Origin of the sequence: Psychrobacter sp. JCM 18903 (assembly GCF_000586475.1) — a bacterium.
In the GTDB taxonomy this organism is placed as follows: domain Bacteria; phylum Pseudomonadota; class Gammaproteobacteria; order Pseudomonadales; family Moraxellaceae; genus Psychrobacter.
Window position 1 is genome coordinate 1 of sequence record NZ_BAWJ01000027.1, and the last position, 24,784, is coordinate 24,784.

Below are 24,784 nucleotides of genomic sequence, written 5' to 3' on the forward strand. Positions count from 1 at the left end.
TAGACCTCTTGCAAAAGTAGTTATAAGACACAACGTATATTATTGAACTCTACTTACATAATAGATATGCCAAACATAGATAGCTACTCAAACAAAGTGACGCTGGTTTTAAACGCTACACAGGCATTCATAAAGCCACCTTTTATGACATGCTTGATGCCATGCAAGAGCATGAAGCATCTAAGACCAAATCAGGCAGACCAAGTGTGCTCAGTCTTAAGGAGCAGATACTACTCGCCCTGACTTATTGGCGTGAATACCGCACGCTTTATCATATCAGTATGGACTTTGGTATTCATGAGTCTTCTGCTAGCCGTATCATTCGTAAAGTAGAAGACACACTGATTGACTCTGGCAAGTTTAAATTGCCTAAAAAGCTGCCTAGTCGTGTCGATGAGGACATAAATTGGTCAGTCGTCATTGTCGATGCCACCGAAACCCCAATTGAGCGTCCAAAAAAAACCAAAGAGACTACTACAGCGGCAAGAAAAAACAACACACCTTAAAAGCGCAGGTTATCGTCCATTGGCAAACCGGCTTAATACTTGATGTGCAAACCTGTAAAGGGTCAATCCACGATTTTAAGCTGTATAAAGATACTTGTCCTGACTGGTTACCTTGTGACGCCAAGCTATTAGCCGATAGTGGGTATCAGGGTATAGCAAAGTTACATGAGCAAAGCTTCACTCCCTTTAAAAAACCTCGTGGTGGTCAGTTATTGGAGATATGCAAACAGGCCAATCACTATCTGGCAAAGTTCCGTATTGTGGTTGAGCACAAAATAGCTTAATCAAGTTATTTAAAATCGTGGCTCATAAATATCGCAACCGTCGTCAGCGCTATGATCTTAGAATGAAGCTGTTTGCTGGTATCATTAATTCCGAGCTTAAACTATGACTTTTGCAAGAGGTCTACTCTATTAGCCACTCTGTTACCCATACACCTAGCTTTAAACTGTCTTCAGTAAAAACACTCATATAGGTTGAGATACCAGAATCCCCTAGGATTTTTCTACCTAGAGCGTGAAATGTTGAAATCTGAGGTGGCTCAGTTAATACGATGCCTGAGTTTTGTGCTTTATCAGCAAGCCGTTTTTTTAACTCTGCAGCTGCCGACTTATTGTAAGCCAGAACTAGAATCTCTTGAGGTGTTGCTAACCCTCTATCAATAAGGTCAAGAGCCTTTGCGACCATTACAGAGGTTTTACCCGTACCAGCAGCAGCCAGTACCATATTCTTATCATTAGAGCGCAGTACGCCCAGTCTTTGCTCATCAGTCAACGGGTTTGACTCTACGCTATCAAAAAAAGACTTTCTTAGTTCTAAGTTGATTCTTTCATGATATGCGCCTAAGGCTTCTTGTTTGATAGGATAAAGACTGTATATTTTTCCAATTTCTTTATATAGTTTGGAATCGCTGAAGTAATCCCATGGCACGTTATCATCTTCATAATATGTAGCCAGCTCATTTGCGACTAATTTAATTTGATCTAATTTTGAGTCTCTAGGGTAGTTACTCAAAACCTGAATATTAAACTCTTCAATTAAGCTAATCAGATAGGGCTGTAGGGAGTGAGCGATTTTCCTGTTGATAGACTCTAAAAATGCTATAAAGTTTGTTTTTGATAAAAACTTATACTCTTCAAACGATTGGCTGTTATGAATAAATAGGGTTGCCCCGAAAAAACCCTCTTCAATGTAAGGAAATCTTTTAATTTGGGAGAATGAGGCAAGTTCTTTTGCTCCTTTCTTGGTATCTAAAGACAAGCCCAGCTCTGTTAGAAGTATTGCTTTTTTGCCAAAAACCTTACCAATGAAATTAAAATTTAATTGTTCAACTGTAGTAATATCCTTCACCTTTTCTCTCTTATATGGCTATTATTAAATATCTTGATGGATCTTTCCACTGTCAATTAGTGAAAAATGATAAGGAGACCATCCCGAATTCTGTGTAACTGCCGTTTAGATTAAATGCTTGCTGATACGATCATCAAACATAATCATAAAGCGATTTAAAGCAGACGTCCAGTTACGAATCGGCATCGACCACTTCTTGGATGCCTGCTGTGTTGCTAGATATACCACTTTAAACGCTGCCTGATCAGAGGGAAACACCTTACGCTTATTCACCGCCGTTCGAATCACACTGTTTAGCGACTCTATCGCATTGGTGGTATAGATCACTCTTCTGATGTCTTTAGGGTAGCCAAAGAACACCGTTAAGCCCTCCCAGTTATTACGCCAAGACTTGATGACATGCGGATACTCTTTGCCCCATACTTCATCAAAGTGCTCAAGGTTGGCCTCTGCCATCTCAAGCGTATCAGCACCGTAGATGGCCTTTAAATCAGCTGCTACTGCCTTCTTGTCCGTCCAAGGTACGAACTTCATCGAATAGCGCACCATATGCACGATACACAGCTGAAGCTGAGCGTTGGGGTAAACGGTATTGATGGCATCAGGGAAGCCTTTTAGGCCGTCTACACAGGCAATAAGAATATCTTGAACCCCGCGGTTTTGTAGCTCAGTGAGAACACCAAGCCAGAATTTAGCGCCCTCATTCTCTGATAGCCACATGCCAAGCAGCTCTTTTTTACCATCAAGAGCAACGCCTAAGGCCAGATAGATAGCTTTGTTGATGATCTGCTTGTCCTGACGAACTTTGACGACAATGCAGTCTAAGTAGACGATAGGATAGACGCTGCTCAGTGGCCGGTTCTGCCAAGCGGTGATGTCATCCAAGATGTTGTCAGTGACTCTGGAAACCAAGCTGCTTGAGATGTCGACATCGTAGAGCTCTTTAATGCTCTCTACGATCTCAGTAGTGGTTTGACCTTTGGCGTATGAGCGAGGATCAGCAAGTGTCTGGGAGACACTTGCCCGAAGCGCAAGACGGAAGGCTATGCCTGTAGTGAAATATGATTTTGTCATCAAGACCTGAAATACGGGTTTGATGCTTACTGACAAGTACAGGCTCAAAGCTACTGTCGCGGTCTCTGGGGGTGGAGATCTCAAGCTCGCCTGTGTCGCTACGGACTCTCTTTTTAGTGTGCCCATTGCGCTTATTAGGCCTGTCTGCCTTTTCATGCTTGGGGTAACCGAGATGCTCTTCCATTTCTGCTTCTAGGGCAGTGTCGATGAAGGACTGCATGAGCTGCTTTTGAAAGTCTTTGATGTCATCGAAGCTTTTCATGCTGCTGGCCATTTGCTCAGCCAGTTTCTTGATGTCAGATTGGTTAGTCATTGCTTATTCTCCGGTTAGGGATTATAAGCAGTTACACAGTTTTTAGGAAACTCTCAACCACACCTGTCTTGGCGACTTATAGCCCAAGCCCTTTTGAATCCTCGTTTGGTTGTAGTACAGCTCGATATAGCTAATGATATCGCTGATAGCTGTAAATCTTGTTTTATAGTTTTGGTGATACACTAGCTCATTCTTTAATGTGCCCCAGAAGCTTTCTATGGGTGCGTTGTCGAAACAATTGCCTTTACCACTCATTGAGCCTTTGAAATGATGCTGCTTGATGATTTTGTGGTAGGTATGACTGTAATACTGGCTGCCTCTGTCAGAGTGCACAATCAATCCTTGGCTTGGACTTTTATTTTTGATTGCCATATTGAGTGCACGGCATACTAAATCTGCGGTCATTCGCTTATTGATAGCATACCCGACCAGCTCTTTGGTGTATAAATCTTTGACTCCAGCTAAATACAACCAGCCCTCATTGGTCCAGATATAAGTAATATCACTGACCCACGATTCATTAGGACGCTTAGCATCAAATTGCTGATTTAATATGTTTGGATAGACAAGCTTATTGTGATCGGAGTTCGTGGTGACTTTAAAACGTTTGTGACGACGGCATTTGATGCTATGTTCTTCTTTAATGCTTCTGACCATATACAAGCTAATATCGTGCCCTTGCTCTATCAGCTTTGCGTGCAGTCGATCAGTACCATAGCGCTCACGAGTTTCACTGTGAGCAGCTCTAACCAATAGCTCGCAGTGGTTACGATGTATTTGTTGGTCGCTAATATCGCGATTTATCCAGTCGTAATAGCTTGATGGCTTAACCTTTAGCACGCGCACATAGTGGTGATGCTAAAGAAGAGATCGTTGTTTTTGATAAGGGCATACTTCACTAACTGTGCTTGGCAAAGTACGCCGTCGCCTTTTTTAATATCTCTCGTTCCTCTTCAGCTACTTTAAGCTGTCGTTTGAGCTGCTTTATTTCCTGAAGAGCCGTCATAAGATCAGGATCATATTGTTCTGTGCCGATAAGCTTGCCTTGATTGGCTTTATTATGCCAATTAGATAAGGTCTGCATGGCGATGCCAAGCTGCTTTGCGGTCGCTGAGATATTGCCATTATTGTCTGCTATCTTCTTGACGGCCTCGGCTTTAAATTCGTCACTATAGCTTCTTATTTTCTTGGTCATGATAAACTCCGATTAATACGCTTAGTTTACCAAGTTTAGGTGTACGGTTTCTTCAGCATAGCTCAAAAGTGACGTTTTTCTTTCTCTGCTGGTGGAAAATAATCATTAAAATTGTGAAGTCTCACGGTTTGATAATAGCCCCAAATATTCTCATAACCGCCCTTTGATATCCACTCAGTTTTTAAACTTCTCGGGAAGCGCTCAGTTGGTGCATTATTCCAATAATTTCCACGGCAGCTCATGCTCTGCGCTATATTCTCACATTCTGCAACTGACTCAGTAAGCTTCTGGCTGGTGTAATGGACTCCCTGATCGGAATAAAACAATACCCCACTTGGCTTTAAGCGAGTCTGATACGGCAAAGCCACCACACTCCGAGCATACAAATCTAACACCACCGCTAGATAACACCAGCCCCCTTTGATATGAATGTAAGTGACATCGCTCGTCCAGACTTGATTGGGTGCTGATGGGCTAAAGTTTTTATTTAAGATATTGTTATGCGTTTTATGCGCCTCGTCAGCGTGCTTGTATTTATGCATCTTTAAATAACAGCTTTTAGGCCCCATCTGCGCCATAATTTTACCTACCATATAAAGTGACAGCTTGATGCCGTGTTCATTCATAAGTATGGCAACGATGCTGCGAGCCCCCTGCTGAGCGATTTGAGTCGTTAAATATTTGGCGTATTAAGGCTTTAGTCTTGACGGCTTTAAGGCTAATTGGCTTGGGATTTAGTCCATAGTAGTAACTGCTCTTCATCACGCCAAACAGCTTGCACAGAAGGCTTTTATTGACCTGTTTATCTTGTTCTGCAAGCTGACTGATTAGCGATAGCCGTTCAGGCTGTCCAAGACTAGCAGAGCGGAAACCTTTTTTTAGTATGTCGCGCTCCATCCTCAAACGCTTATTCTCTTTCTCTTTACGCAGTTCTTGAAGTTCTCGCTGCTTATCAGTCAAGGTATTACCAATAATAGGCGCTTTGCCATTCATTTCCTGATGGTATTGACTTAGCCATTTTTGTAAGGTGGATTTGCCAATACCAGTGAGCTTGCTACATCAGGTATGGTGCGGTTGTGATCAGTAACTAAGCCAATGGCTTCAAGTTTGAATTCTCAGGTGTATTAGTTGCGTTTGGTGGTCATACTGTTTTCCTCTTTGGGTTAGTATAAACATCCTATGCGCTGTCTTAATTTATTATGCCACTACACACTCCTGTGGCTGGGTATCACGGACAAAATCTAGTGCATCTTGCTCATACAGCGCGGTCTCACGTTGATAATAAGCTGAGCGACCAAGCTTCTAACCCTGTGCTTGCATTTGACTAATGATATCGGTTTGAAAGACAGATTCGTAGGTTACGTTGTGCGCGTTAATAGCAGTGCTGATGTGGATTATGGTGTGATTCTTATTATTAAATATATTTGTTAATTAAGCATAAGATGTTTATATGTACCTATTGAACATCGATTTCTCAAAAGTACATGAACTGCACTCTATATACTAAAGACAAATAAATATTAATACGCTCAACGCTCACATCATTTGCATTTACTAAGATTACTACCGATGCTAGTATAGCTATACTAATATAGGTAAACACTAAACATATGGCCGTATATCAAGCACAGTCTAAACTAAATGAGGTCTATGACTTCATTATGTCTTTTGAAGGGATGATTAATCCTGATAATATTAGGTTTAGTCGTTGGATAAAAGACGCTCAAGCTTTACGTCAAAGTAATCCTGCTGAGGGTTTTCTTATGGAAGCTTTGGTATATCGTGCGCAAGGTAAGCTTGATCAGGCTGTTGACTGTGCTAGAAAGTCTTATCGATGGGATAAAGCAATTGCTCGCAACGACTACGCAAACCTTTTAGCAGAAGCGGGACAGTTTAAAGAAGCTATAGATTTATCTTTGCTAAACTTACAAGAAGATAATTTTAATAGGAATGCGTTAAATAGACTAATTATAGATTCGTCAATAGCATTAGATAAAGAAGCGTTATCGCAAGGTTTGTCTTTATTTAAAGCCCCTAATAATAAGTCTAAAGACTTATTGCCTTTAGTTAATGATAGGTTAGACAGAATTGATGAAGAGTTATCTATCCTAGAACAAATAAAAGTTAACCTTGCTACTTTTACAGCAATTTCATCTTTAGCAGCTAGGGCTTCAAATACATATTGCTTAGGTGGTAGTCAGATTAGTATTACCTTACAGCATAACGAAGTAGGTACATTCTTGATAGTTGATGAAAAACTATCAAACATTGATATTGATGACTGCTTTACGATTCATGATAAATATACTGATGATTTAATCGATAGTGAATTATCCTTTAAGGATTACAAACGTATAGTTTATAACTTTCTACCGCTAGAAGATGACGATTTACCAACTGACGATGTTCGTAGGCAGCAAGGGATTTTAGTTTGAGCGTTACTATAGAGGATTTGAAGCAAGCAGTAGATCACTTATTCCCCAATCCCAAAGGTATTACTGAAGAAGCTATTCAAAGAGCATGTATTAATCGTCATTACTACCTAATCTATTATGCAATGCTAATATTTATTAAAGATAACTTTCCTCAGTACGATATGAGTAGAGACGGCTCTTTTAGTAATACAGGCTCTCATAATCGAGTTTTTTGTGTATTTGAAGAGATAGCTGAGCTGACAGGTAGTAAAAAAGCTGAAATGTTATCTCTTCAATTTACTAATTTTTTGACTAAGCGTCACAAAGCAGATTATAAGCTTGATGAAAACTTTAGCAGTGGTGAATACTCACAATGTCTAAAGTATGCAGAAAGAATACCAGAGCTGGCACAAGCACTTGTCGATGAGCAGCTTCAAATTAATAGTACTCATTGTTTTATCTTTTCGCTAACTGCTATAATTAAAAGTAACAACTCCCCTGGTTTTGCCAATCTATGTGGTTGGAGCTCAAGACTAGGGGCTTTTTATTGTCTGTTTTTTTATTAGTTAGAACAAAAACGTTTAAAGTATATGAGTTTAATTTAAATTAGCAGTCCTTAATCAGTCTCATTACAACCCCTTAATTCAATCTTACCTGTGACCGCTATAAATATTAAAGCGATGCAACCTTCATGTATGAGTTAGATAGTTTGTATGACTATTCAAAATTAATTTGATGAGACTGTTTTATGGACATAACGAATATACCTGATGAAATAAAGCCTATAGCTGTAGTAATCCTTATTATTATTTCATTTTTACCTTTACTCAAGTTTTTTAAAGATAGCTATATTGATTTTGAGATGTCCAAGTTCAAACAAATAATCAATACCAAAGGCTACGAAGATGGACTAAGCGATCAGATGAAAGCAAGTCTTATGGACACAAGAGATAGAGCCGTTTTCAAAAAAATATATGGTTTAAATCTTAGCAAAAAATATAGAGACATTGCATTAAAAATAGAGTGTCAACCTGATACTAATATTGATTGCGAAGATTTAAAGCGAGCTGCACATCATCTAGAATTCAAAGACAGCAATATAGTCGTAAATTACAAACCTTGGTTAATTTTCAATCGAAAGGTAGTGAATGTTTCAGGGTTCTTATATTTTTTGCTCGGTATATTAATGATACTTGTTCCAATTACGGTAGTCTTAATCAACTATTTCGGTCTACCTTTAAGTAAAAAAGTAGAAGTATCAGATCTGATTTTTTGGATTTTTATGGGATGCTTATATTTAGGCATCGCCTACGATCAACTTAGACAAAGAGAAGCTTTAAAAGCTGTAATTAAAATAATAGTTCAATCTGAGAAGCTACCCAATCTGATTAGCATAAATAATAACTGGAAAGGTAAGAATTTTCTTAAAAAGTTAGGGCTTGAGTTTAAATCACCAGACGAAATCGATTTTGAACAGTAAGAGATAATATACATCACACCGTCGTAAAGAGTCTTAGTGAAGATGGTTTTTGGTTAAGATGCTAATCTTGCAATGGTGCGTTTTACGGAACAATTGCATTTTCGATTTAAATGATGCACGAATCGCACCATATATATTCTAACTCCCATTAGCAGGTGCTCGCCAGCCGCGAACATCAATCTTACCAGTAACAACAGCCGATATTAAAGCGGTGCGGCGTTCCTGCATGAGTTGAATGGCTTGTAAGGTTGTAAATATTGGGGTTTTGCATTAGCACCCCTACGATAGCCTAGCGCTGTTTCTCACCACCTGATAAGGTCTATATCATCAATCTTTCTCAACTACTTCTCAATACCACCCCACCCTGCTTCTGGATAACGCTCGCCAGCAATATTACAGGTATTAAATAATTCATCCAGCTTATCTATTTGCTCGGCTTAAGCGTAATCTTGGTTGCTTGGGCATTTTCTATGAGATATTTTTCGTGACGTGTACCCGCGATAGGAATGACATGCGGATGTTTATTTAGTAGCCATGCCAGACAAAGCTGGGCATTACTGTATTGCCATTCGGTAGCTAGCTTACTGAACTGCTTTACTATCTGCTGATTATTAGTGAGCGCTTCTCCGTTTAAGCGCGGTACAGCATGACGAAAATCGCCTGCTTCCAAACTCTCAGTATCAAGCTTACCGGTTAAAAAAGCCCGTCCCAATGGACTATAAGCGACAAAACTGACACCCAACTCACGACACGTCTCTAATAGCTCCTCTTCTGGTTGCCGCGACCAAAGCGAATACTCGCTTTGTACCGCTGTGATAGGATGAATGGCATGCGCTTGACGCAAAGTCTCGCTTGAAACCTCAGATAGACCGATAGATAGACCGATACCGCGTATATCTCCTTGCTTTACTAAAGCGCTTAACGTCTGCATCATGTCTTCAATCGGCGTGTTGTGGTCACGGCGATGGCAATAATATAAGTCAATATAATCTGTGCCCAACCGCTGTAAAGAGTTATGGCAAGTCTGCTTAATATAATCAGGCTGTTATCTAAACGACGCTCATATTGATCCTTGGCGCGGACAATACCGAACTTAGTGGCAATCACTATTTGCTCTCGCTGCGCTTTATGTGCGGCTATAAATTGTCCTAGTAACGTTTCATTGTGACCAAAACCATAAGTATCAGCACTATCAAAGAAATTAATGCCAAGATTCAATGCTTTATCAAGTAACGCTAACGATTGACTATCGTCACTGTCTCCATAGAACTCACTCATGCCCATACTGACCCCTGCCTTCAAATCCGTACAGTTAAACCTGAGAGGTTTTAGTTACGCAGCCTGACGATAAAAGTCAAACCACACCTGTCTTGGCGTTTTATAGCCAAAACCCTTTTTGGATTCTAGCCCCACTGTGAGCCTATAGTAAAAGAAACATAAATCCGCTACAGTATATAATATGGCATACTCAAAAGACTACCGACAACTGATCCTGAGCAAGCTTGAAGAAGGCTATAGCATTCGACAACTTGCAGAGGAGTATCAAATTAGCACCAACACTATTCAGCGTTGGAAAACATTTCCTGAGCGTAAAAGACGTCAATTTACCCCGACAAAGATAGACGATGATTTACTGAGAGCTTATGTAGACGCTTATCCTGATGACTATCAGCACGAGCGAGCTCGGTGCTTTAACTGCACTCAAAGAGCGATAGGTATCGCTTTAAAACGAATCGGCATCACCCAAAAAAAGAGCTTAACTCATCCAAAAGTGGATGATGAAAAACGTTTTATATTTTTTGAAAAGTTAGCGCAATTTAAACTTGATGATAAGCCTATTATCTATCTTGATGAAAGTGGTTTTAAATCTCATGAGAACAGACCCTACGGTTACTCTGATAGAGGTGAAAAATGCTTTGGACAGTACAACTGGCAGCTTAAAAACCAAACCAATGCTATAGGCGCTATTTACAATAACCAGCTGTTCGCTGTTGGACTCTATGAGCGCAGTGTCAATAGTGATGTATTCCATAGTTGGGTTGAACAACTGCTGCTACCAAGCCTACCGAAAGACAGCGTAATCATTATGGATAATGCAACCTTTCATAAGCGGAAAGACACGACTGAACTTATAGAAAGTGCAAATCACACTATTTTATGGTTGCCGCCTTACAGTCCTGATTTGAATCCTATCGAGCAGATGTGGGCTTGGGTCAAACAAAAACGTAAAGAGTGGCGGCTAGATTGTGTTGATACCTTGTTCTTTTATTTCTTATGGCTGTGTGGCAATTTATAAGCTCTTTAACTATAGCTGTTGCCTTATGTCGCTGCAAAGCAGTGCTTTGCTAGTCGTTCCTCATTTAGAATGTCTCGCTCTTCCTAGGCAACTTTGAAATCACGTTTACGGCGTTTATTTTCTTCTAGTATAGCAATGAGTTCAGGGTCATACTGCTTAGTGCCGATAAGTTTGCCTTCATCAGCTTTGTTTTACCAATTAGATAAAGCCTGCATAGCGATACTGAGCTGCTTTGCGGTCGCTGAGACATTGCCATTATTTTCAGCTATCTTCTTGACGGCTTCAGCTTTGAATGTTGCACTATAGGTTCTGATTTTCTTAATCATGTTAAACTCCTCATTGAGTCGTTAGTTTACCAAGTTTGGTTCTACAGTTTTTTCAGCATAGCTCCTCAGCTTTTGAGTTTGAAAAACGGTATTATGATAATTTAACCCTGTCAGGCATTACTGCATCACTCAAGAAGATTAACATTCGATATAGTCGGAGCGATTGAGTTTATTCAGCAGAGCTAACCTCTAACGCTCTCCCAAGCCTTCAGAAAATGTTTTGGTAAGTGGTTTAGTTAGATATGATAATACCGAACGCTGTCGTGATTTGATATCGACAGATGCCGTCATACCGGGCTTAATAACAATTTCATCACGGCGCCAGAGAATTCAGCTCCCGTAATTTTGATCTGTATACGGTAATACGGTTCTTCGCCTTTTGGCGTTTGCTCCATTAAGGTATCAGGGCTTATATACACAACGTTACCAGTCATCGCACCAAAGATAGAATAATCGTAGGCGTCCAGCTTGACGCTAGCAACTTGTTGCTCCTTTACATAGGCAATATCTACAGGGCTTACCTTAGCCTCAACAATCAAATCACTACTGGTCGGCAATATCTCCATAATGATTTCTCCTGGTTTAACTACCCCTCCAATGGTCGTCACCAAAATATTTTTCACCGTACCATCTGTCGGTGCAAATAATTTCTTTTCTTCTAATACTTGCGAATGATCACGCAATTGCTCAAGTTCAGTATTTAATTCCTCTTGCGCTTTGGTCATCTCTAATTGGGCTTCTTCAAAATATTTATTACGCTTATTAGTAATTTGAGCTTGAATTTCAGCTACTTGCCGACGCAACTTTATGACATCAGCCTGACTCACATCACCATACGATAATAATGGCTCATTCATACTCAGCTCTTGCTGTGCCAAGACCATCATCTTTTGTAGTGAGCTGACATCTTGGTCAATCGCTTGCTTGCGACGGTTATAAAGTTGAGTTTGGTTTTTTATATATTCACTATAGTTCTTGATGCCTTCCGGAAATACTAATGGTCGCTCAAATATCTCAGCCTCAAGACGCGCAAGCTTGGCTTTAAGTGCTGCTATTTTAGAGCCTGAATTAGCAACGGCTGCTTGCGCACGCTCTTCTTCTAAAGTAACTATCAGCTGTCCTTTAGTGACATCCTTGCCTTCTTTGACTAATATCTCAGTCAATACACCACCTTCTACGGCTTGGATATCTTGTGTGCGGGCACTAGCAATGATAGTCCCTGTCGCCCTTGTGACTTGATCAATTTGGGCAAAATAGGCCCAAACAACTAATATGATTATCCCGATCAGCGAGCCCCAAATAATGATGCGCGTACGTCCAACTTTAGGGTCATGAGGTTTATATTTATAGTTATCCATTATCCTGCCCTAAGTTATCACGTTCATCTTTATTTTTTGATGAGATACTTGCAGTCTTATTACTGATCACTTTCACTCTAGGTGTACTGACTTTGATTGACGGTTTATTAGCAGTTTTCTGCTCATCATTGCCTTTTAATTGCTCAAGAACTTGTGCTTTAGGACCATCCATTACGATTTTTTGATTGTCCATAATAATAATGCGATCGACCAATTGGAGGAGTGGCATTTTATGCGTGGAAACAATGAGAGTTTGTCCTTGTCCAAATTCTTTTTTGAGTACCTCAATACATTGTAGTTCTTGCCGATTATCCATAGAAGCAGTCGGTTCGTCCATCAACAATATGGAAGGTTTCGTCAGTAGCAAACGGGTAAATGCTACCAATTGTTTTTGACCCCCTGACAACCCTTTGCCGCCTTCACTAATCGGTAAATCTAAACCACTAGAGTGGCTGGCTACCAGCTTGATCAGTCCAGTCTTGACGAGGCGTCGCGCATCATATCATCACTGGGCGCTGGTAGGCCAATCAATAGGTTCTCTCGCAGTGTGCCTTCGAACAAACGATGATCTTGTTGCAGATAACCGACTTGTTCACTCACAGACTGACGACTAATCTGCTGAATATCTAATCCGTCTAGTAATATCCTGCCTTGGGTAGGAGCATACAGCCCTGATAGTACTTTTAGTAAAGTCGATTTACCTGAACCGATAGGACCCAATACTGCAACACGCTCACCCGCTGTTATATTCAGGCTACTAATTGCTAGTGCAGGCTGGTCATTATTTTGATAATTAAAAATAACTTTATTTAAATTAAAATTACCAGCGATTTTGCTAGGCGATAATGGATGACTGACACCGTGATTGTCTTGCTCTAGTGAGAATAGTTGTTCAATATTAAGCTTGGCAGCTTTGGCATGCGAATGTTGTACTAGCAAGTTAGGAATAGCCATTATCGGAGCCAAGATACGGCCACCTAGGATCGAGCATGCAATGAGTCCACCCATTGTCATATCGCCTGACATTACTACAAACGAGCCGACAATCACGATACCAACATAGCTGGTCTGTTGAATCATCTGCGACAGATAGCTCAGATTGTCATTGGCATGCTTCATATCCAGATCATTCTTAGTCGTAATGCTCATCACATCAAGCCAACGTGATAAAAACTTCCAATTCCCTGATCCGGCCTTGATAGTCTCGACACCTTCTACTGTCTCAACAAGGATGCCTGTTTTACGATAAGATGCTGCTGCGCCAATTGCCGCAATACTGTCGATTTTTCTACGTGCACCGAATCCTAGTATTATAGCGAGAACAGCGGCAACAATAGGAACCAAAGCCACTAAAGGATTACCAATGATGACGATTAGCGTCACAAATATAATAGCCATTGGAATATCAACAAGACCGAATAAGGTGCTGGCAGTATAAAACCCTCTGACTTGCTCATAACCGCGTAGCTGCGCTGCCATCGAACCCACCGATCCTGGCATTTGATCAATTCGCACATTTAACAGACGTTGGAACACTTCACGGGATAAATATTGATCAAGATTGACCACTACTTTATCCATAATCTTTGAGCGGGCGAACTTCATAAAAGTTTCGAATAAAATAACCAAGCCTACGCCACTTGCCAAAATAATCAGCGTGTACTCGCTACGCGTTGGGATGACACGGTCATAAACTTGCATTGAGAATAGGGATATAGCTAGTGCTAACATATTAATTAAGAATGAGGCGACTACCGCTTCAACGACGATACCACGATAGTTCCTCAAGTCTTTTTTGAGCAATTGATCAAACGAGAACTGCCTACGCTTGCTAGGCTCGTCCCCTAAACGAACACGCAACAGGTGTGAAAACGCGTCACCACGATAAGCGCTTGTCTGTCCCAGTTGACTGAACTGCCATAGTCCTTGCGGATTTTTTTGATTAATGACGCCCCAACCCTGCGTAGGATGCAAAGCCAGTAATGGTAAAAATGCAGCATCTGGTACTGGAAAAACTTCTGGTAATTGCTCAATTCCTAGTTGATTAAGCACACTAATGATACTAGAAAGTGCTAGTAAATCCTGCTGTTGATAAATCACGCCATTTAGCCTGACATTATCAACAGGATACCCTTGCTCCGTTAGTAAGGTATGTAACGCCGCTGACAGCTGTACTGCTTGCGCGTTGTGTAGCTCATCTGATGCTAACGTTATCAACGGTTGCAAATCGGGTGTCACTACCAGCTTACCGTCAGATGTCTGGCTATTTGAATCTGGAACAGATGTACTCATGATGAACATATCCTACTGATTAGCCATATTGTAATAATCACTCAGCGTGAATAAGAAGAGAGCTTTATATTTAAAATGACGTATTTATATTTAGTTGGCTATATATTTAAGGTTCGTCTGATAATAACAAGTTATTATTATAGCTAGTATCAGTAACGTCATAGCTAACATCCTGATTAATAGGATAGGTCTTGATATCGTTATCTTGTCTCACTACAGTTTTCGGTCTAGTATCACTTTGATTCATAAACCAGTTTTTGACGGGGTCTAGAGGATGAAATAATTCAGTTGGCTGACGACTTTTATCGAACTGTTGCCACGACATCATGCCAAAATCAACCTGTAGTTTATAGTAGGCTGCAATAATAGCAGTTCGACTTTCTACCAGCTGTATCTGATATTGTGAATGCTCACGTACTGCATTGAGTACTTCAAGCCAAGATTTGCGCCCAGCGATGAACTGACGGCGATAGGAGCTGACGACAATCTGAGCCCCTGCAACTGCTGCAATTAATGAGCGCTCTTGATCTTGAGCGCTAGCAAATTGCTGATACTGCGTTTGTATGGTTTCAAGTACCAGACGTCTTGATGCTTCTTTTGACTGTACTAAGCTGTTAACGCGTGACTCTGACGCTTTCGCTAACGCTAAATTAGAAAGTCCTGCACCTGGGTCATAGCTAAGCCCTACTGAGAATCCGTTATTATTATCATTGTCATTATTGTTATCATGATAGTAGTCATATTCATATTGCGCATACAAAGTTGGATAACGCGATGACTGTATCGATTTCACCCCTTGCTTGGCGGCTTCAACACGATAATGCTCTTTTATCACTGTGGGACTATAAAAACTGGCTTGGTCAAATGCCATTTTCTCAAAAGCTTGTGAGGAGCTTTTAGCACGGCTAACAATTTCGCTCAAGTTCGGTGTTGGTAAACCAGCCACTGCTATCCGACGTCCCGCAATTTGTTCTAGTCGAGCAATAGCAATACGCTGTTGTTCAACAGCTCCTTGATAAGCATTTTGCTCCTGTAAAATGCGATTAGTGACTAGGTCTAATTCAATACGAGCGGATACACCTTGACTCACACGGCGCTGCATCATTGACTCAAATTCTGCTAGCAGCTGTAAGTTGTCATAATAAACACTCTGTTTAGATACGGCGGTAATATAGCTCTGCCACGCTTCAATAGTAGTTTTAGCAACTTGATTTTGTTGCTCATAAACATATTCTGTCGCTGCTTTATCATCAAATATGGCTTGATTCACATTGGCAGTCAACTTTCCACCCGTCCACAGCGATTGTCTAATCTGTAGCTGTGATATCATTCCGTCCTCTCGGTCATAACCCGTAGATAGCGTTGGAGCTGGTAACATATTCAGCTTTGCCGCACGAATGCTTTCGGTAGTCGCCTGTTGTTCTGCTCGCGCTGAACCTATTAAGGGATGGCTTTGAATCGCTTGATTAATAAGCGTATTCATGTAAGTGTCAGCATTGGCAAATGCTGTACCTGATAATGATATAGATAGCATACTAAAAGCTATGCTATGCCATACTCGCTTCATAGCGAACACTTTATTAATTGATGTTTTCATGGGTAAATTGTACTGATAAACATTCATTCAGTTCTGCTTTAGACAAATGGAAGATGCAAATACTAGCAAATGAGATACATATGATTGACTCATTGGAAATTTTTAATAAAAATGCGAGTCTGTTACTTGTTATATAGGACGACACTTAAGTTTAAAACTTTATTTACCGCCTAAACAAATACTCTAAGAGGCATAATGGTAGAACAATAATATACAGTACAGCAAGAAATTATAACAATTATTTAATATAAACTATCTATTAAATCCCTATTTTTGCCGTATGGATCACAACCTTATGACTCAATTATTACCACCATCTAATCAGCTAAAAAGACCAAAAGACCGATCGCCCGTAGCTATTACGCTAGCAATATTAATCCATGTGTTGGTTACAGTGGTCATCTATTTTACGGTCTTTAATGATAAGGAATCATCAACAGAAGTTTCATCGCTTAATGACAATGGCTTAGTATCCACTTCTGTTATAGAAGATGACGGGTTAACACCATTCGATGATAAAAAAACCATGGCTATCCAATCGAATGACCTGCAAACTAATAAGACAAGTACTACTAATATTAATATGGTAGCAAATACCGAAAATAATTTAGCTGATAAAAATACGCTCATCGCTCAACAGCCAACGTCTACTGTTCAAAACGCGGCACAACAAAATAGTAACTCCTCAGTAGAGCAAGCATCAAGGCTTAATGCTAACAACAATTTAAAACCCAATACTAATTCAGTCCTCGACACTCAACGAGAGCAGCCTGAATATACGCTTAAACAAACTAAAGAATATCAACAATTAGATGCTGACATCGATAAGGATACTGAGCAACTTTCTAAACTTATTGGCGAAGTTAAAAGCTACAATCAAAGCCAGATACAACAGTATCAATCAGACAAACCCTCTAATAAGATTGTAACGGCAGCGCTTCAGTACAATACGACTACCGTATCACCCCTATTACTTCACTACCAGCAGTCACAGATAGCAAAGATAACGTGCAGGCAGATCAATAGCTTTAATTTTAATACCAAAAGCCATAATTAATTATGGCTTTCGATATGCAGGATAATTAAAAAACCTCAACTTATGAACCGACCCCCATAAGTTGGACACAACTTATGGGGGTCAGTTCACTTGTCCCAATTATATTATCGTAGGGGTAATGTCCGTATCAATATATAACTTCACAGTTGCATCAGTAGCGCTTTGATACTGATTATATCCAGCTTCAGTAGAAGTTTGTTTGGTAAATCCTACTAAAGAGACCAGATCAGCGCTATCACCATCAATAAATAACTTATTATTGCTATCGGTCATGTCAATAACGTCGCTAGTTTGATATTGAATAACGACTGCTTACCATTACCCGTCATATCAATGGTCTCGATATTATCAAATACCCCTGCATTAAAATTGCTAAAGTTAATGCTAGTATCAGCAATGTTGATTAATAGAGTATCATTACCAATACCACCATCTATCAATAGGTTGTCAGCTGCGAATACTAGCGTATCGTTACCAGCACCGCCACGTAGCGTATCTGCGCCTGCATTGCCGCTTAGGAAGTCATCACCAGCACCACCTTCTAGGATATCTTTACCGCTACCACCGATTAGCGTATCGTTGCCAGCACCGCCTTTATAACTCACGGCTGTATTTTGACCAGAAGCATCGAGAATATCATCTTCTGTCCCACCCTCAAATACAGAGGTAAATTCAATATCAACTAATACTGGTTTGGTCACAGGAGTAGATACGTTACTCATACTGCCAGCAGAGTCAACTGTACTGAGCGTAAATTTGAGATCACCATCAAGTGGTACTGAAGATTGAATCTGCAGATCATTGATTTGCTCAGGCTTGATTCCCGTTATGGTATAGCTATTACCATTCCAAGTGATATCAAGAACAGCGTTAGGATCACTCTTGACTCTAAAGCGTAGCACATCATCGGTTAATGCTGTGCCATTGTCTGTGATAACCATGGTCACGGTTTCACTACCATCTACGTCTATCATACTAGCATTTAGATTCAGTAGTGCCCACTTACCTTGAGAGCCTAATATGGTTGTAGGGTCAAAAGTCACGCCATCAGCGATAGGTATGATATCAAGATCGATAATCAGTGGATCGCTGATGCTACCACTATTATTAATAACTTTTATCTCGATACCTGTTATAGCAGTACCACTAATATTTTCAGGAGGCTTGATGAATATATTGCTAGTCTCGCCATTAACAGCTGCTCCTAAATTAGAAGTGTTTATTGACCATAAGTTATTGCCATCACTATCTATGTCACCGTTATTATTGGCAATTACTTTCACTCCGCTGTTATTGGTGTAGTACACCACATAGCCATCTGGAATATTATCCAGACTAATAGCAGCTGCCGTATCGCCTTCATCGATATTAGTGATTTTATAATTGATAGCAATGAAGCTATCCTCATTACCAATAGCTACCGCGCTAGAGCCATCGGTACTACTGGTTATTTTAAGATTATCAGGCTGCTTTGATACACTGACATTATAAGTATGCTCATAGGTTAGCGTACCGCTATCATGTCCTGCGATATCACTGACTTCTTTGTGCGCGGTATATACCTTAATATTGGCGGTACCATCTGCGTTTTCAGCAGGAGTATATTTAATCGTGACATTATCTGGTGGATTTATACCATTCACAGAACTATCAGTATCTGCCATATTTAAAACATAATAAGTGCCAGCAGGGATATTACCAACAGCATTAGCTAATAATGTAACTGGTAGTAACACATTACCACTAGCGTCAGTCAATACTCCAGCAGGCCCAGTACCTGTGACTAGCTGGGTCTCATTAAGTTGGATATACAACTTGCCATCGATAAGCTGTACATAATCGCCATCTGCTTTATTCTTTAAGTTAATATTAATATTAACAGTAGTATCTTCAGCGGTCTGTATGACCGTGTTTTTACCAGCGGCATCCATTGGATCAGTTAGTGGCTTTATTGTGACCTTAACATCATTTATTGTAGTTACATCCTCACGACCATCACTATCCAAAGCGGTAAATATCACATCAAAAGTAATATCCTGATTGGCTCCAGATACGTTGGTACTAAAGTTGAGCGGTGGTGTCACTGTAATGGTGTCAAGCGCCTGTTCTGGAGTGAGGTTACTGGCTTCTTTAACTTCAATAAGATATATTCCATTGACTTGTTGTATGCTAACATCACCACTACTGCTCTGTACCGCAGTACCTGCTGGTAGATCACTGATAAAGAAAGTATAAGCGATTACGGGTTTTGAGAGACCAGAGACCAAGGTGGCGTTTAATATATTGCCCAATAATATACTGGCATCCTCGTTTGACTGTGATGGTGCGGTTGGCTCTTTGCCAAAATTATTAATCAACGTAGCCGTATTAGTAGGGTCATTACTTTCATCAGTAGGTCTAGTCAGAACGATATTAATAGTTTGAGTAGCACGCGCTTCCCCACCATCACGACCGTCTCCATTGATATCTTGGGTGACGCCAGTTACCTTAATCGCGAACGTACCTTCAGGAATGTTAGGGCTGGTTTTATTAAGCTCCAATACCAGCTGGTAGGTCGCTGAACTGGTAGCAATAGCTGTATTTGGTATATCAACATACCATATACTATCTGACAGTATACCCCCTACTACAATCAGTCCTTCAGGGACATCTGTGACCTCTAAACGGGTAAAGCTCTCTGAACCATCTTTATCTGGTGAATTCATAGCGACGGTTACCGATAAAGTATCATCATCCGCTGTTATTAATGGTATTGTCTGTTGAGCTCAGGGTGATGAATGGCTGGTCAGTGACTGCTTGGAAAGTTATATTGACTAGTTGGCCGTTAATAACTGGTGAAGTAGTATTAATAACTGATCCATCAACTAGTGTTGTACTATCGGTATACGTATAGCTAAACGGAATATCGATAGAATTATCACTATGCAACTTATCATTATCATATTTAAACTCCACTTTTTGGCTGGCATTAATAGTAATATTTTGACCAGCAGTAAGTGTCACACCAGTACCATCTAGCTGTAACAGCAAATCATTCGCTAATAAGAAATCAGCAGAGATGATGATCGTCTCTAACGCCTCATAACCTGACGCTTTGTTAGCGACATTCACCGTATCATTGCTCTCAAAAGCAGTTTTGAAATTTATGGTAGTCCACAAATCTTCAGTGGCAATGATTTGCGGATTATTCATTTTACTATCGGCGGCATCTGGTTTTATTAAGATAGAGACTGGTTTGGTACCATGACTAGCACTGTTTCCTGATCCTGTCTCTGTAGTTGTACCCGTAATAGTAAAATTAACGTCACCAGCAAAGTTATTAGGTACTTTTAATTGAGCCGTGTTATCTTTTAGGGCTTCTAGAGTGACTGACCATACTCGTCCTGTACCACTACCTCCCAAGAAGGTAACGCCTGCACCTGACAAGTCAAAACCTGCAGGCAATCCTTTAACGCTATAAACAACCTGTTCCGCTGTTGGCGAGCCATTATCATAAGGATTTATATTACTAACATTAGCGAATAGACTCGACATTGCGATAGTGCTGGTACCATCTACCGTCACCTCATCAGTGACATAATTATAATTTTTGCCATTATCAGTCATCACTTTTAGGCTATCATTGGAGATAGTATCAGCCTTACCATTAACTTTTACAGATAGGGTCAGCTGCGGACTTGGCGCACTAATGTCACCATCGATTTCTGTACTAGTTGAGGATACTTTTAGTGCTACAGTACCACTATAATTCTCAGCTGGGACGAGATATAGATTCTTTACAGCATTCGTATAGTCATTGATGGTTACAGAACCACTTGTGATAGAGACTTCGGTTATCGTCGTGCCATTATCAATATATAGCTTCGCTCCTACTGGGATATCACTGATAGTCACATTATAAGTCTCAGAACCATCATTATCCGTGAGCTTGGGGTAATCTTTAATGGAATACCCGCAGCAGGATTGATATCAGTACTCATATTGGCAGCAGTATCACGCTTATTACCGCCGACTATTGCTTGATCCTCATTACCAATAGCAGGAGAAACCGCTAATGTCGTTGGATCAGCTACTCCTTTGACTACAAAGGTTAGATAGCTCTCACCACTAACTACTGGCGTAGTACTGGCTCCTGTATCTTCATCATAGTCGATAGTTTTTGCTTGGACTTTTACGACTGTACTAGCGCCACTCGCTAAGTTGTAATCACTATAGTTCAATGGTGGCTTGACAGTGACGCTGTTTAGATAAGCCGCTGGAATATCCACCCCTGAACCATTATCGGTCAGGTTTATGACTACGCTATTTTTGGTATAACTAAAGACAGCACCCACTACTGACGTAAACACACCACCTACGCCATCTACCTTATTGCCAAAGCTTAAGTGAGCATAAGTCTCTTCTGAATCTTTAGGGTTAGCGGTATGAGACTCTTGACCAAAGTTGACGGTATCATCTTGATTTGACCAACCCGTTTGTAATCTAAAGCTACCGTTGGTACCAAGATTAAATGATGCGTCCTCATTAGCCTTAGCTGTATAGGTATGATTTGGATTAATAGTCAAATCATCTATCGCATCACTATCAGTACGTCCACCAACCACTTCGGCAACGGGAGTGACGGTTACTTTTTTAGCGGGTAGCGTCGTTGTAGTTTCTACGTTAACACCGCCATCATCATCGATGTCTTTGCTGGTTACTTTGAACACAAAACTCGCATCTTTTGAGGACTGCGCTGGCGGCTTAATAGATAATCCCCCTAAGAAGGTATTGAGGTTAGTCACACTAGAAGTATCTATACTAATCGTGGTACCGCCTGCTGCCCCTACTGTGCTGCCGCTAGTATTGGTATAGGTCCACCCTTCTAACAATGTAAACTCAATCTTTGTGATAGTCTCAGGGTTAGTGCTGTTAGTACCTGATTTATCATCAAGCACTCTGAAGCCAAAGGTATCAAGGGTAACCGCTGTATCTTCTGTTGTACTAATCGCGTTAGAGGTTATCGCGACTTGACCCGCTACTGGCGTAACCGTTAGGTTGACATTCACTGTACCAATCAGCTCTATAGAGGCATCTTTCTGAATACCAGTAAGAGTTGAGTTAAGATCAGAGTCAGCATCATGATCTTGAGTGTATAGCGATACGGTAATACCGCTCATATCTTTTGAATCATACTCTGCTGACTTAATACTGATTTTTGGCATAGTACCGCCTGCGGCAACTAGACTAGTCCCAGTAATAGCACCACTACCGTTTTGGGTAGCGCCGATTAATAATTGACCAGTAGCATCAACCGTATAGAGCGTTGCTGTACTGCTGCCCGCAGGCGTAAACTCAACGATTGCGCCAGGGTTTAAGCCTTTTAGTACAAAGCCATAAGTCTCTTTATTACCAGTACCGCCTACTAAGTCACCAAAGGTAGTTTTTATCGGCAGTGCAACAAATTCATTTTCTGTACGAGTAACGGTCAAAGTCCTATCAACGACCCCTGCACCTGACTGGTAGCTAAAACTGCTAGCATCGTCGCCGCTTGCGTTGTTAGTAGCGCTATCTGTCACCGCTTGAACATCGACATTAACTTTGACCGTAGTAGTAGCCCCTGCAATGGCGTTGCTCCTGTAGTCACTATAGTTCCATTACTATCTACCTTAATCACACTACCACTATTATCCACCTCAAATTCTGTGGCGGACATATTGATAGAGATGTTCGTAGCATTGTCTCTAGGCGGAGTTAATTCTAGTCCCTCAAACTCAGCCTTAGTCATCGTAATAGTTGGTGTACCAGGGTTACTAATGATTTTACCTTCGGTCACAAAGTCACTTATTAGTACGGTGATATTGTTACCTGTTGAGGTAAAGCTGGTACTACCATAACTCAATACTGCGCCATTAGGAACGCCACTTAAGGTAATTAAGCCAATACGTTCTGGATTATCAGTAAAGTTGCTAGTCCCATCGAGGTCAGTCTTGTCCGTGATCGTAGGTGCTTTTAGTCCTAGCGCGACTTTTGTATCCTCAGGCGTTGAGACGCTAACTGCCGTGAGACCAGGTCCATCCGATACTGGATCGACGGTAATATTGAGCTTCTCCTCACCATTGAATCGATTAGGATTGGTGCTAGCTAAGCCGTTTGATACTTGTACTGTGATCTCAGGAACTTTGCCACTGAAGTTAGCCACTGGGGTGAAAGTATAGCTGCCATCACTATTAATAACGATGCTACCTATCTTAACCGTATCTATAGTGACATCTTTGGCTGTGTTACTGCCTGTGGCCACGGTTACTAGATAGGACGTACCATTGATAGAATAAGACTCTACCGTTAATTTTTCGCCAAAATCAATATCGTTTGTATCATTGCTAAACAGATTAGCGGCAAGTAAATTATCTTCTTGAATACGGGCTGTATCATTGACCAAAATCGGATTGTCATTAGTACCAGTAATAGTGACCTCAACATAGCGTACGCTACTGCTGCTAAGCTCATTACCATTAGCAACGGTCGTGATACCCTTACCATCATTGACTTGTACGGCATAACGAATAGTAACGCTTTGTCCTACAGGAATAAAATCAAGTGCGGTACTGGACGCATTAATATTCCAATTACCTGAGCTATTATCAGTTTTAGTTACAGAAAATATGTTCTCTAATGCTGTCTTTTGCGCATTAGTCAAGGAAGTCAAAGTATTACCACTACCATAACTGAACTGATTCTGAGCTTTTACATAATTAAGGGTTAAGATATCAGTCGTATCTACATCAGTGAAGTTGATCATCCTGATTGAGTAATAGATATCTTATCCGTCTGCTCTACAATCTGTTTGGAATCGATAACACCAGCAGCGGTAGCACCATTAGTAATAACAGGTCTATCGTTAGTACCTGTTATGGTGATAGTAAGACTTGAAGTTGAGGTCTGACCATCTTGATCGGTAATAGTATAGGTAAAGACTTCCGTTACTTCCTGATCTTTAGCAAGCGCTTGTACGTTTGCACTGGCATTGTTCAAGGTATAACTATATGAGCCATCAGCATTTTTGGTAACGCTACCATAATTGGCAGTTTCACTACCCCAAGTAAGGTCTTGAGTTGGCGTATTGTAGATTATCGTTAGTTAATACGTTACCAGTTACGTTATATGATCCTAGATCTTCTGTAAGGGTTTTGGAATCAGGATTGGCATTAGGATTTAGATTCGGATAATCCAAAGTAATGGTTGCTTGATTGGATTTTAGACCACCAGTGTCAGATACCACATATTTGACAGGTGTTGGATCAGAATTAAAGTTGCTAACAGGAGTAAAGGTGACAGCACCTGTCGTAACATTAACCGTCCAAGTGCCCTCACCTTTGACTACTAAACTTGTAACCTCATTACCTAAAGAATCAATAAGCTTAACTGTTTTTGGATCAATATTACTTTCAAGATCCGCGTCATTGCTAATAACGTTAATGGTAGTTGGCTGTCCACTTATACCATTGCTATTGTCATTCACCGCAATCGGTGCATCATTGACCGCC

At 40.6% G+C, this 24,784-nt stretch carries 22 protein-coding genes and 4 pseudogenes; 7 read left to right on the forward strand and 19 right to left on the reverse strand.

All coding sequences use genetic code 11. The annotated features are described in order from the left end of the window. Positions 1-161: 161 nt before the first annotated feature. Together TT12_RS13590 and TT12_RS19175 are read left to right on the forward strand one after the other, a co-directional pair. Positions 162-506, forward strand: a complete 345-nt coding sequence (locus tag TT12_RS13590) for a helix-turn-helix domain-containing protein (protein WP_207804088.1) — start codon at positions 162-164, stop codon at positions 504-506. Between the two features lie 8 nt (positions 507-514). Next, positions 515-790: pseudogene (locus TT12_RS19175) on the forward strand (transposase family protein); the annotation flags it as partial. Positions 791-911: 121 nt separating this feature from the next. Here TT12_RS19175 and TT12_RS13600 read toward each other — a convergent pair. The 5 genes and pseudogenes from TT12_RS13600 to TT12_RS13630 form a co-directional block, all read right to left on the reverse strand. Then, positions 912-1,856, reverse strand: coding sequence for a UvrD-helicase domain-containing protein (locus TT12_RS13600; RefSeq protein ID WP_045455833.1), 945 nt, complete (start codon positions 1,854-1,856; stop codon positions 912-914). Positions 1,857-1,961: 105 nt separating this feature from the next. Continuing rightward, a pseudogene (locus TT12_RS15760) lies at positions 1,962-3,243 on the reverse strand (IS256 family transposase). A gap of 42 nt (positions 3,244-3,285) precedes the next feature. After that, positions 3,286-4,438: pseudogene (locus tag TT12_RS13615) on the reverse strand (IS3 family transposase). A gap of 62 nt (positions 4,439-4,500) precedes the next feature. After that, the gene (locus TT12_RS13625; protein ID WP_207804089.1) at positions 4,501-5,064 is read right to left on the reverse strand and encodes a DDE-type integrase/transposase/recombinase; all 564 of its coding nucleotides are present in this window, start codon (positions 5,062-5,064) and stop codon (positions 4,501-4,503) included. Further along, complete coding sequence (locus TT12_RS13630) at positions 5,057-5,431, reverse strand: hypothetical protein (protein ID WP_045455852.1); 375 nt, start codon at positions 5,429-5,431, stop codon at positions 5,057-5,059. Before TT12_RS13630 ends, TT12_RS13625 begins: the two co-directional genes overlap by 8 nt. Before the next feature lie 668 nt (positions 5,432-6,099). Here TT12_RS13630 and TT12_RS13635 point away from each other — a divergent pair. From TT12_RS13635 to TT12_RS13645, 3 genes are all read left to right on the forward strand, one after another. Next, positions 6,100-6,873: a tetratricopeptide repeat protein gene (locus TT12_RS13635; RefSeq protein WP_201606182.1), complete on the forward strand. Its 774-nt coding sequence runs from the start codon at positions 6,100-6,102 to the stop codon at positions 6,871-6,873. Further along, a complete protein-coding gene (locus TT12_RS13640) occupies positions 6,870-7,418 on the forward strand; it encodes a hypothetical protein (protein WP_045455860.1) in 549 nt (182 codons plus the stop codon). Before TT12_RS13635 ends, TT12_RS13640 begins: the two co-directional genes overlap by 4 nt. A 182-nt stretch (positions 7,419-7,600) precedes the next feature. Then, positions 7,601-8,332 (forward strand): hypothetical protein, encoded by a 732-nt coding sequence (locus TT12_RS13645; protein ID WP_045455863.1) that lies wholly within the window; start codon positions 7,601-7,603, stop codon positions 8,330-8,332. Positions 8,333-8,756: 424 nt separating this feature from the next. Here TT12_RS13645 and TT12_RS13650 read toward each other — a convergent pair whose 3' ends face one another. Then, on the reverse strand, positions 8,757-9,332 hold the full coding sequence (locus tag TT12_RS13650) for an aldo/keto reductase (protein ID WP_279378922.1): 576 nt from the start codon (positions 9,330-9,332) through the stop codon (positions 8,757-8,759). Then, positions 9,263-9,616 carry an aldo/keto reductase gene (locus TT12_RS18725; protein WP_279378923.1) on the reverse strand — a complete coding sequence of 118 codons (354 nt, stop codon included), beginning with the start codon at positions 9,614-9,616 and terminating at the stop codon, positions 9,263-9,265. Before TT12_RS18725 ends, TT12_RS13650 begins: the two co-directional genes overlap by 70 nt. Before the next feature lie 175 nt (positions 9,617-9,791). Between TT12_RS18725 and TT12_RS15765 the strand changes: the two genes are divergently transcribed. Beyond that, positions 9,792-10,628, forward strand: coding sequence for an IS630 family transposase (locus tag TT12_RS15765; protein WP_207804090.1), 837 nt, complete (start codon positions 9,792-9,794; stop codon positions 10,626-10,628). Positions 10,629-10,714: 86 nt separating this feature from the next. On the opposite strand, the pseudogene TT12_RS13665 reads toward TT12_RS15765, so the two are convergent. The 5 genes and pseudogenes from TT12_RS13665 to TT12_RS13680 form a co-directional block, all read right to left on the reverse strand. Beyond that, positions 10,715-10,954 (reverse strand): annotated as a pseudogene (locus tag TT12_RS13665) (transposase); the annotation flags it as partial. Between the two features lie 287 nt (positions 10,955-11,241). After that, positions 11,242-12,312 (reverse strand): beta-barrel domain-containing protein, encoded by a 1,071-nt coding sequence (locus TT12_RS13670; protein WP_243443729.1) that lies wholly within the window; start codon positions 12,310-12,312, stop codon positions 11,242-11,244. After that, a complete protein-coding gene (locus tag TT12_RS18930; protein ID WP_306304354.1) occupies positions 12,305-12,718 on the reverse strand; it encodes an ATP-binding cassette domain-containing protein in 414 nt (137 codons plus the stop codon). Before TT12_RS18930 ends, TT12_RS13670 begins: the two co-directional genes overlap by 8 nt. A gap of 62 nt (positions 12,719-12,780) precedes the next feature. Then, positions 12,781-14,604: a peptidase domain-containing ABC transporter gene (locus TT12_RS13675; protein ID WP_306304355.1), complete on the reverse strand. Its 1,824-nt coding sequence runs from the start codon at positions 14,602-14,604 to the stop codon at positions 12,781-12,783. A gap of 106 nt (positions 14,605-14,710) precedes the next feature. Next, on the reverse strand, positions 14,711-16,138 hold the full coding sequence (locus TT12_RS13680) for a TolC family protein (RefSeq protein WP_227676800.1): 1,428 nt from the start codon (positions 16,136-16,138) through the stop codon (positions 14,711-14,713). Positions 16,139-16,496: 358 nt separating this feature from the next. On the opposite strand from TT12_RS13680, the gene TT12_RS13685 reads away from it, so the two are divergent. Next, on the forward strand, positions 16,497-17,258 hold the full coding sequence (locus tag TT12_RS13685) for a hypothetical protein (protein ID WP_045455866.1): 762 nt from the start codon (positions 16,497-16,499) through the stop codon (positions 17,256-17,258). A gap of 99 nt (positions 17,259-17,357) precedes the next feature. Here the strand turns inward: TT12_RS13685 and TT12_RS15770 are convergent, their stop codons facing one another. From TT12_RS15770 to TT12_RS13715, 7 genes are all read right to left on the reverse strand, one after another. Next, a complete protein-coding gene (locus tag TT12_RS15770) occupies positions 17,358-17,531 on the reverse strand; it encodes a hypothetical protein (RefSeq protein ID WP_207804091.1) in 174 nt (57 codons plus the stop codon). Then, positions 17,528-19,963, reverse strand: a complete 2,436-nt coding sequence (locus TT12_RS13690) for a calcium-binding protein (RefSeq protein ID WP_045455870.1) — start codon at positions 19,961-19,963, stop codon at positions 17,528-17,530. The genes TT12_RS15770 and TT12_RS13690 overlap by 4 nt, the downstream gene beginning before the upstream one ends. Positions 19,964-19,988: 25 nt before the next feature. After that, positions 19,989-21,152 carry a hypothetical protein gene (locus TT12_RS13695; RefSeq protein ID WP_045455873.1) on the reverse strand — a complete coding sequence of 388 codons (1,164 nt, stop codon included), beginning with the start codon at positions 21,150-21,152 and terminating at the stop codon, positions 19,989-19,991. Continuing rightward, on the reverse strand, positions 21,149-22,816 hold the full coding sequence (locus tag TT12_RS13700) for a hypothetical protein (protein WP_045455877.1): 1,668 nt from the start codon (positions 22,814-22,816) through the stop codon (positions 21,149-21,151). The genes TT12_RS13695 and TT12_RS13700 overlap by 4 nt, the downstream gene beginning before the upstream one ends. Then, on the reverse strand, positions 22,813-24,039 hold the full coding sequence (locus tag TT12_RS13705; RefSeq protein ID WP_045455882.1) for an Ig-like domain-containing protein: 1,227 nt from the start codon (positions 24,037-24,039) through the stop codon (positions 22,813-22,815). The genes TT12_RS13700 and TT12_RS13705 overlap by 4 nt, the downstream gene beginning before the upstream one ends. Next, a complete protein-coding gene (locus TT12_RS13710; RefSeq protein ID WP_207804092.1) occupies positions 24,036-24,371 on the reverse strand; it encodes a VCBS domain-containing protein in 336 nt (111 codons plus the stop codon). Before TT12_RS13710 ends, TT12_RS13705 begins: the two co-directional genes overlap by 4 nt. Beyond that, a partial coding sequence (locus tag TT12_RS13715) for an Ig-like domain-containing protein (protein WP_045455888.1) occupies positions 24,331-24,784 on the reverse strand: 454 nt, incomplete at its 5' end. The genes TT12_RS13710 and TT12_RS13715, both read right to left, overlap by 41 nt.

Excerpts from the sequence above, each read along its gene's own strand:
- TT12_RS13590 (WP_207804088.1), top strand. The coding sequence starts at position 162 with ATGCAAGAGCATGAAGCATCTAAGACCAAATCAGGCAGACCAAGTGTG.
- TT12_RS13625 (WP_207804089.1), bottom strand. The coding sequence starts at position 5,064 with ATGAATGAACACGGCATCAAGCTGTCACTTTATATGGTAGGTAAAATT.
- TT12_RS13630 (WP_045455852.1), bottom strand. The coding sequence starts at position 5,431 with ATGAATGGCAAAGCGCCTATTATTGGTAATACCTTGACTGATAAGCAG.
- TT12_RS13635 (WP_201606182.1), top strand. The coding sequence starts at position 6,100 with ATGTCTTTTGAAGGGATGATTAATCCTGATAATATTAGGTTTAGTCGT.
- TT12_RS13645 (WP_045455863.1), top strand. The coding sequence starts at position 7,601 with ATGGACATAACGAATATACCTGATGAAATAAAGCCTATAGCTGTAGTA.
- TT12_RS18725 (WP_279378923.1), bottom strand. The coding sequence starts at position 9,616 with ATGGGCATGAGTGAGTTCTATGGAGACAGTGACGATAGTCAATCGTTA.
- TT12_RS15765 (WP_207804090.1), top strand. The coding sequence starts at position 9,792 with ATGGCATACTCAAAAGACTACCGACAACTGATCCTGAGCAAGCTTGAA.
- TT12_RS13670 (WP_243443729.1), bottom strand. The coding sequence starts at position 12,312 with ATGGATAACTATAAATATAAACCTCATGACCCTAAAGTTGGACGTACG.
- TT12_RS13675 (WP_306304355.1), bottom strand. The coding sequence starts at position 14,604 with ATGAGTACATCTGTTCCAGATTCAAATAGCCAGACATCTGACGGTAAG.
- TT12_RS13680 (WP_227676800.1), bottom strand. The coding sequence starts at position 16,138 with ATGCTATCTATATCATTATCAGGTACAGCATTTGCCAATGCTGACACT.
- TT12_RS13685 (WP_045455866.1), top strand. The coding sequence starts at position 16,497 with ATGACTCAATTATTACCACCATCTAATCAGCTAAAAAGACCAAAAGAC.
- TT12_RS15770 (WP_207804091.1), bottom strand. The coding sequence starts at position 17,531 with ATGACCGATAGCAATAATAAGTTATTTATTGATGGTGATAGCGCTGAT.
- TT12_RS13690 (WP_045455870.1), bottom strand. The coding sequence starts at position 19,963 with ATGAATTCACCAGATAAAGATGGTTCAGAGAGCTTTACCCGTTTAGAG.
- TT12_RS13705 (WP_045455882.1), bottom strand. The coding sequence starts at position 24,039 with ATGATCAACTTCACTGATGTAGATACGACTGATATCTTAACCCTTAAT.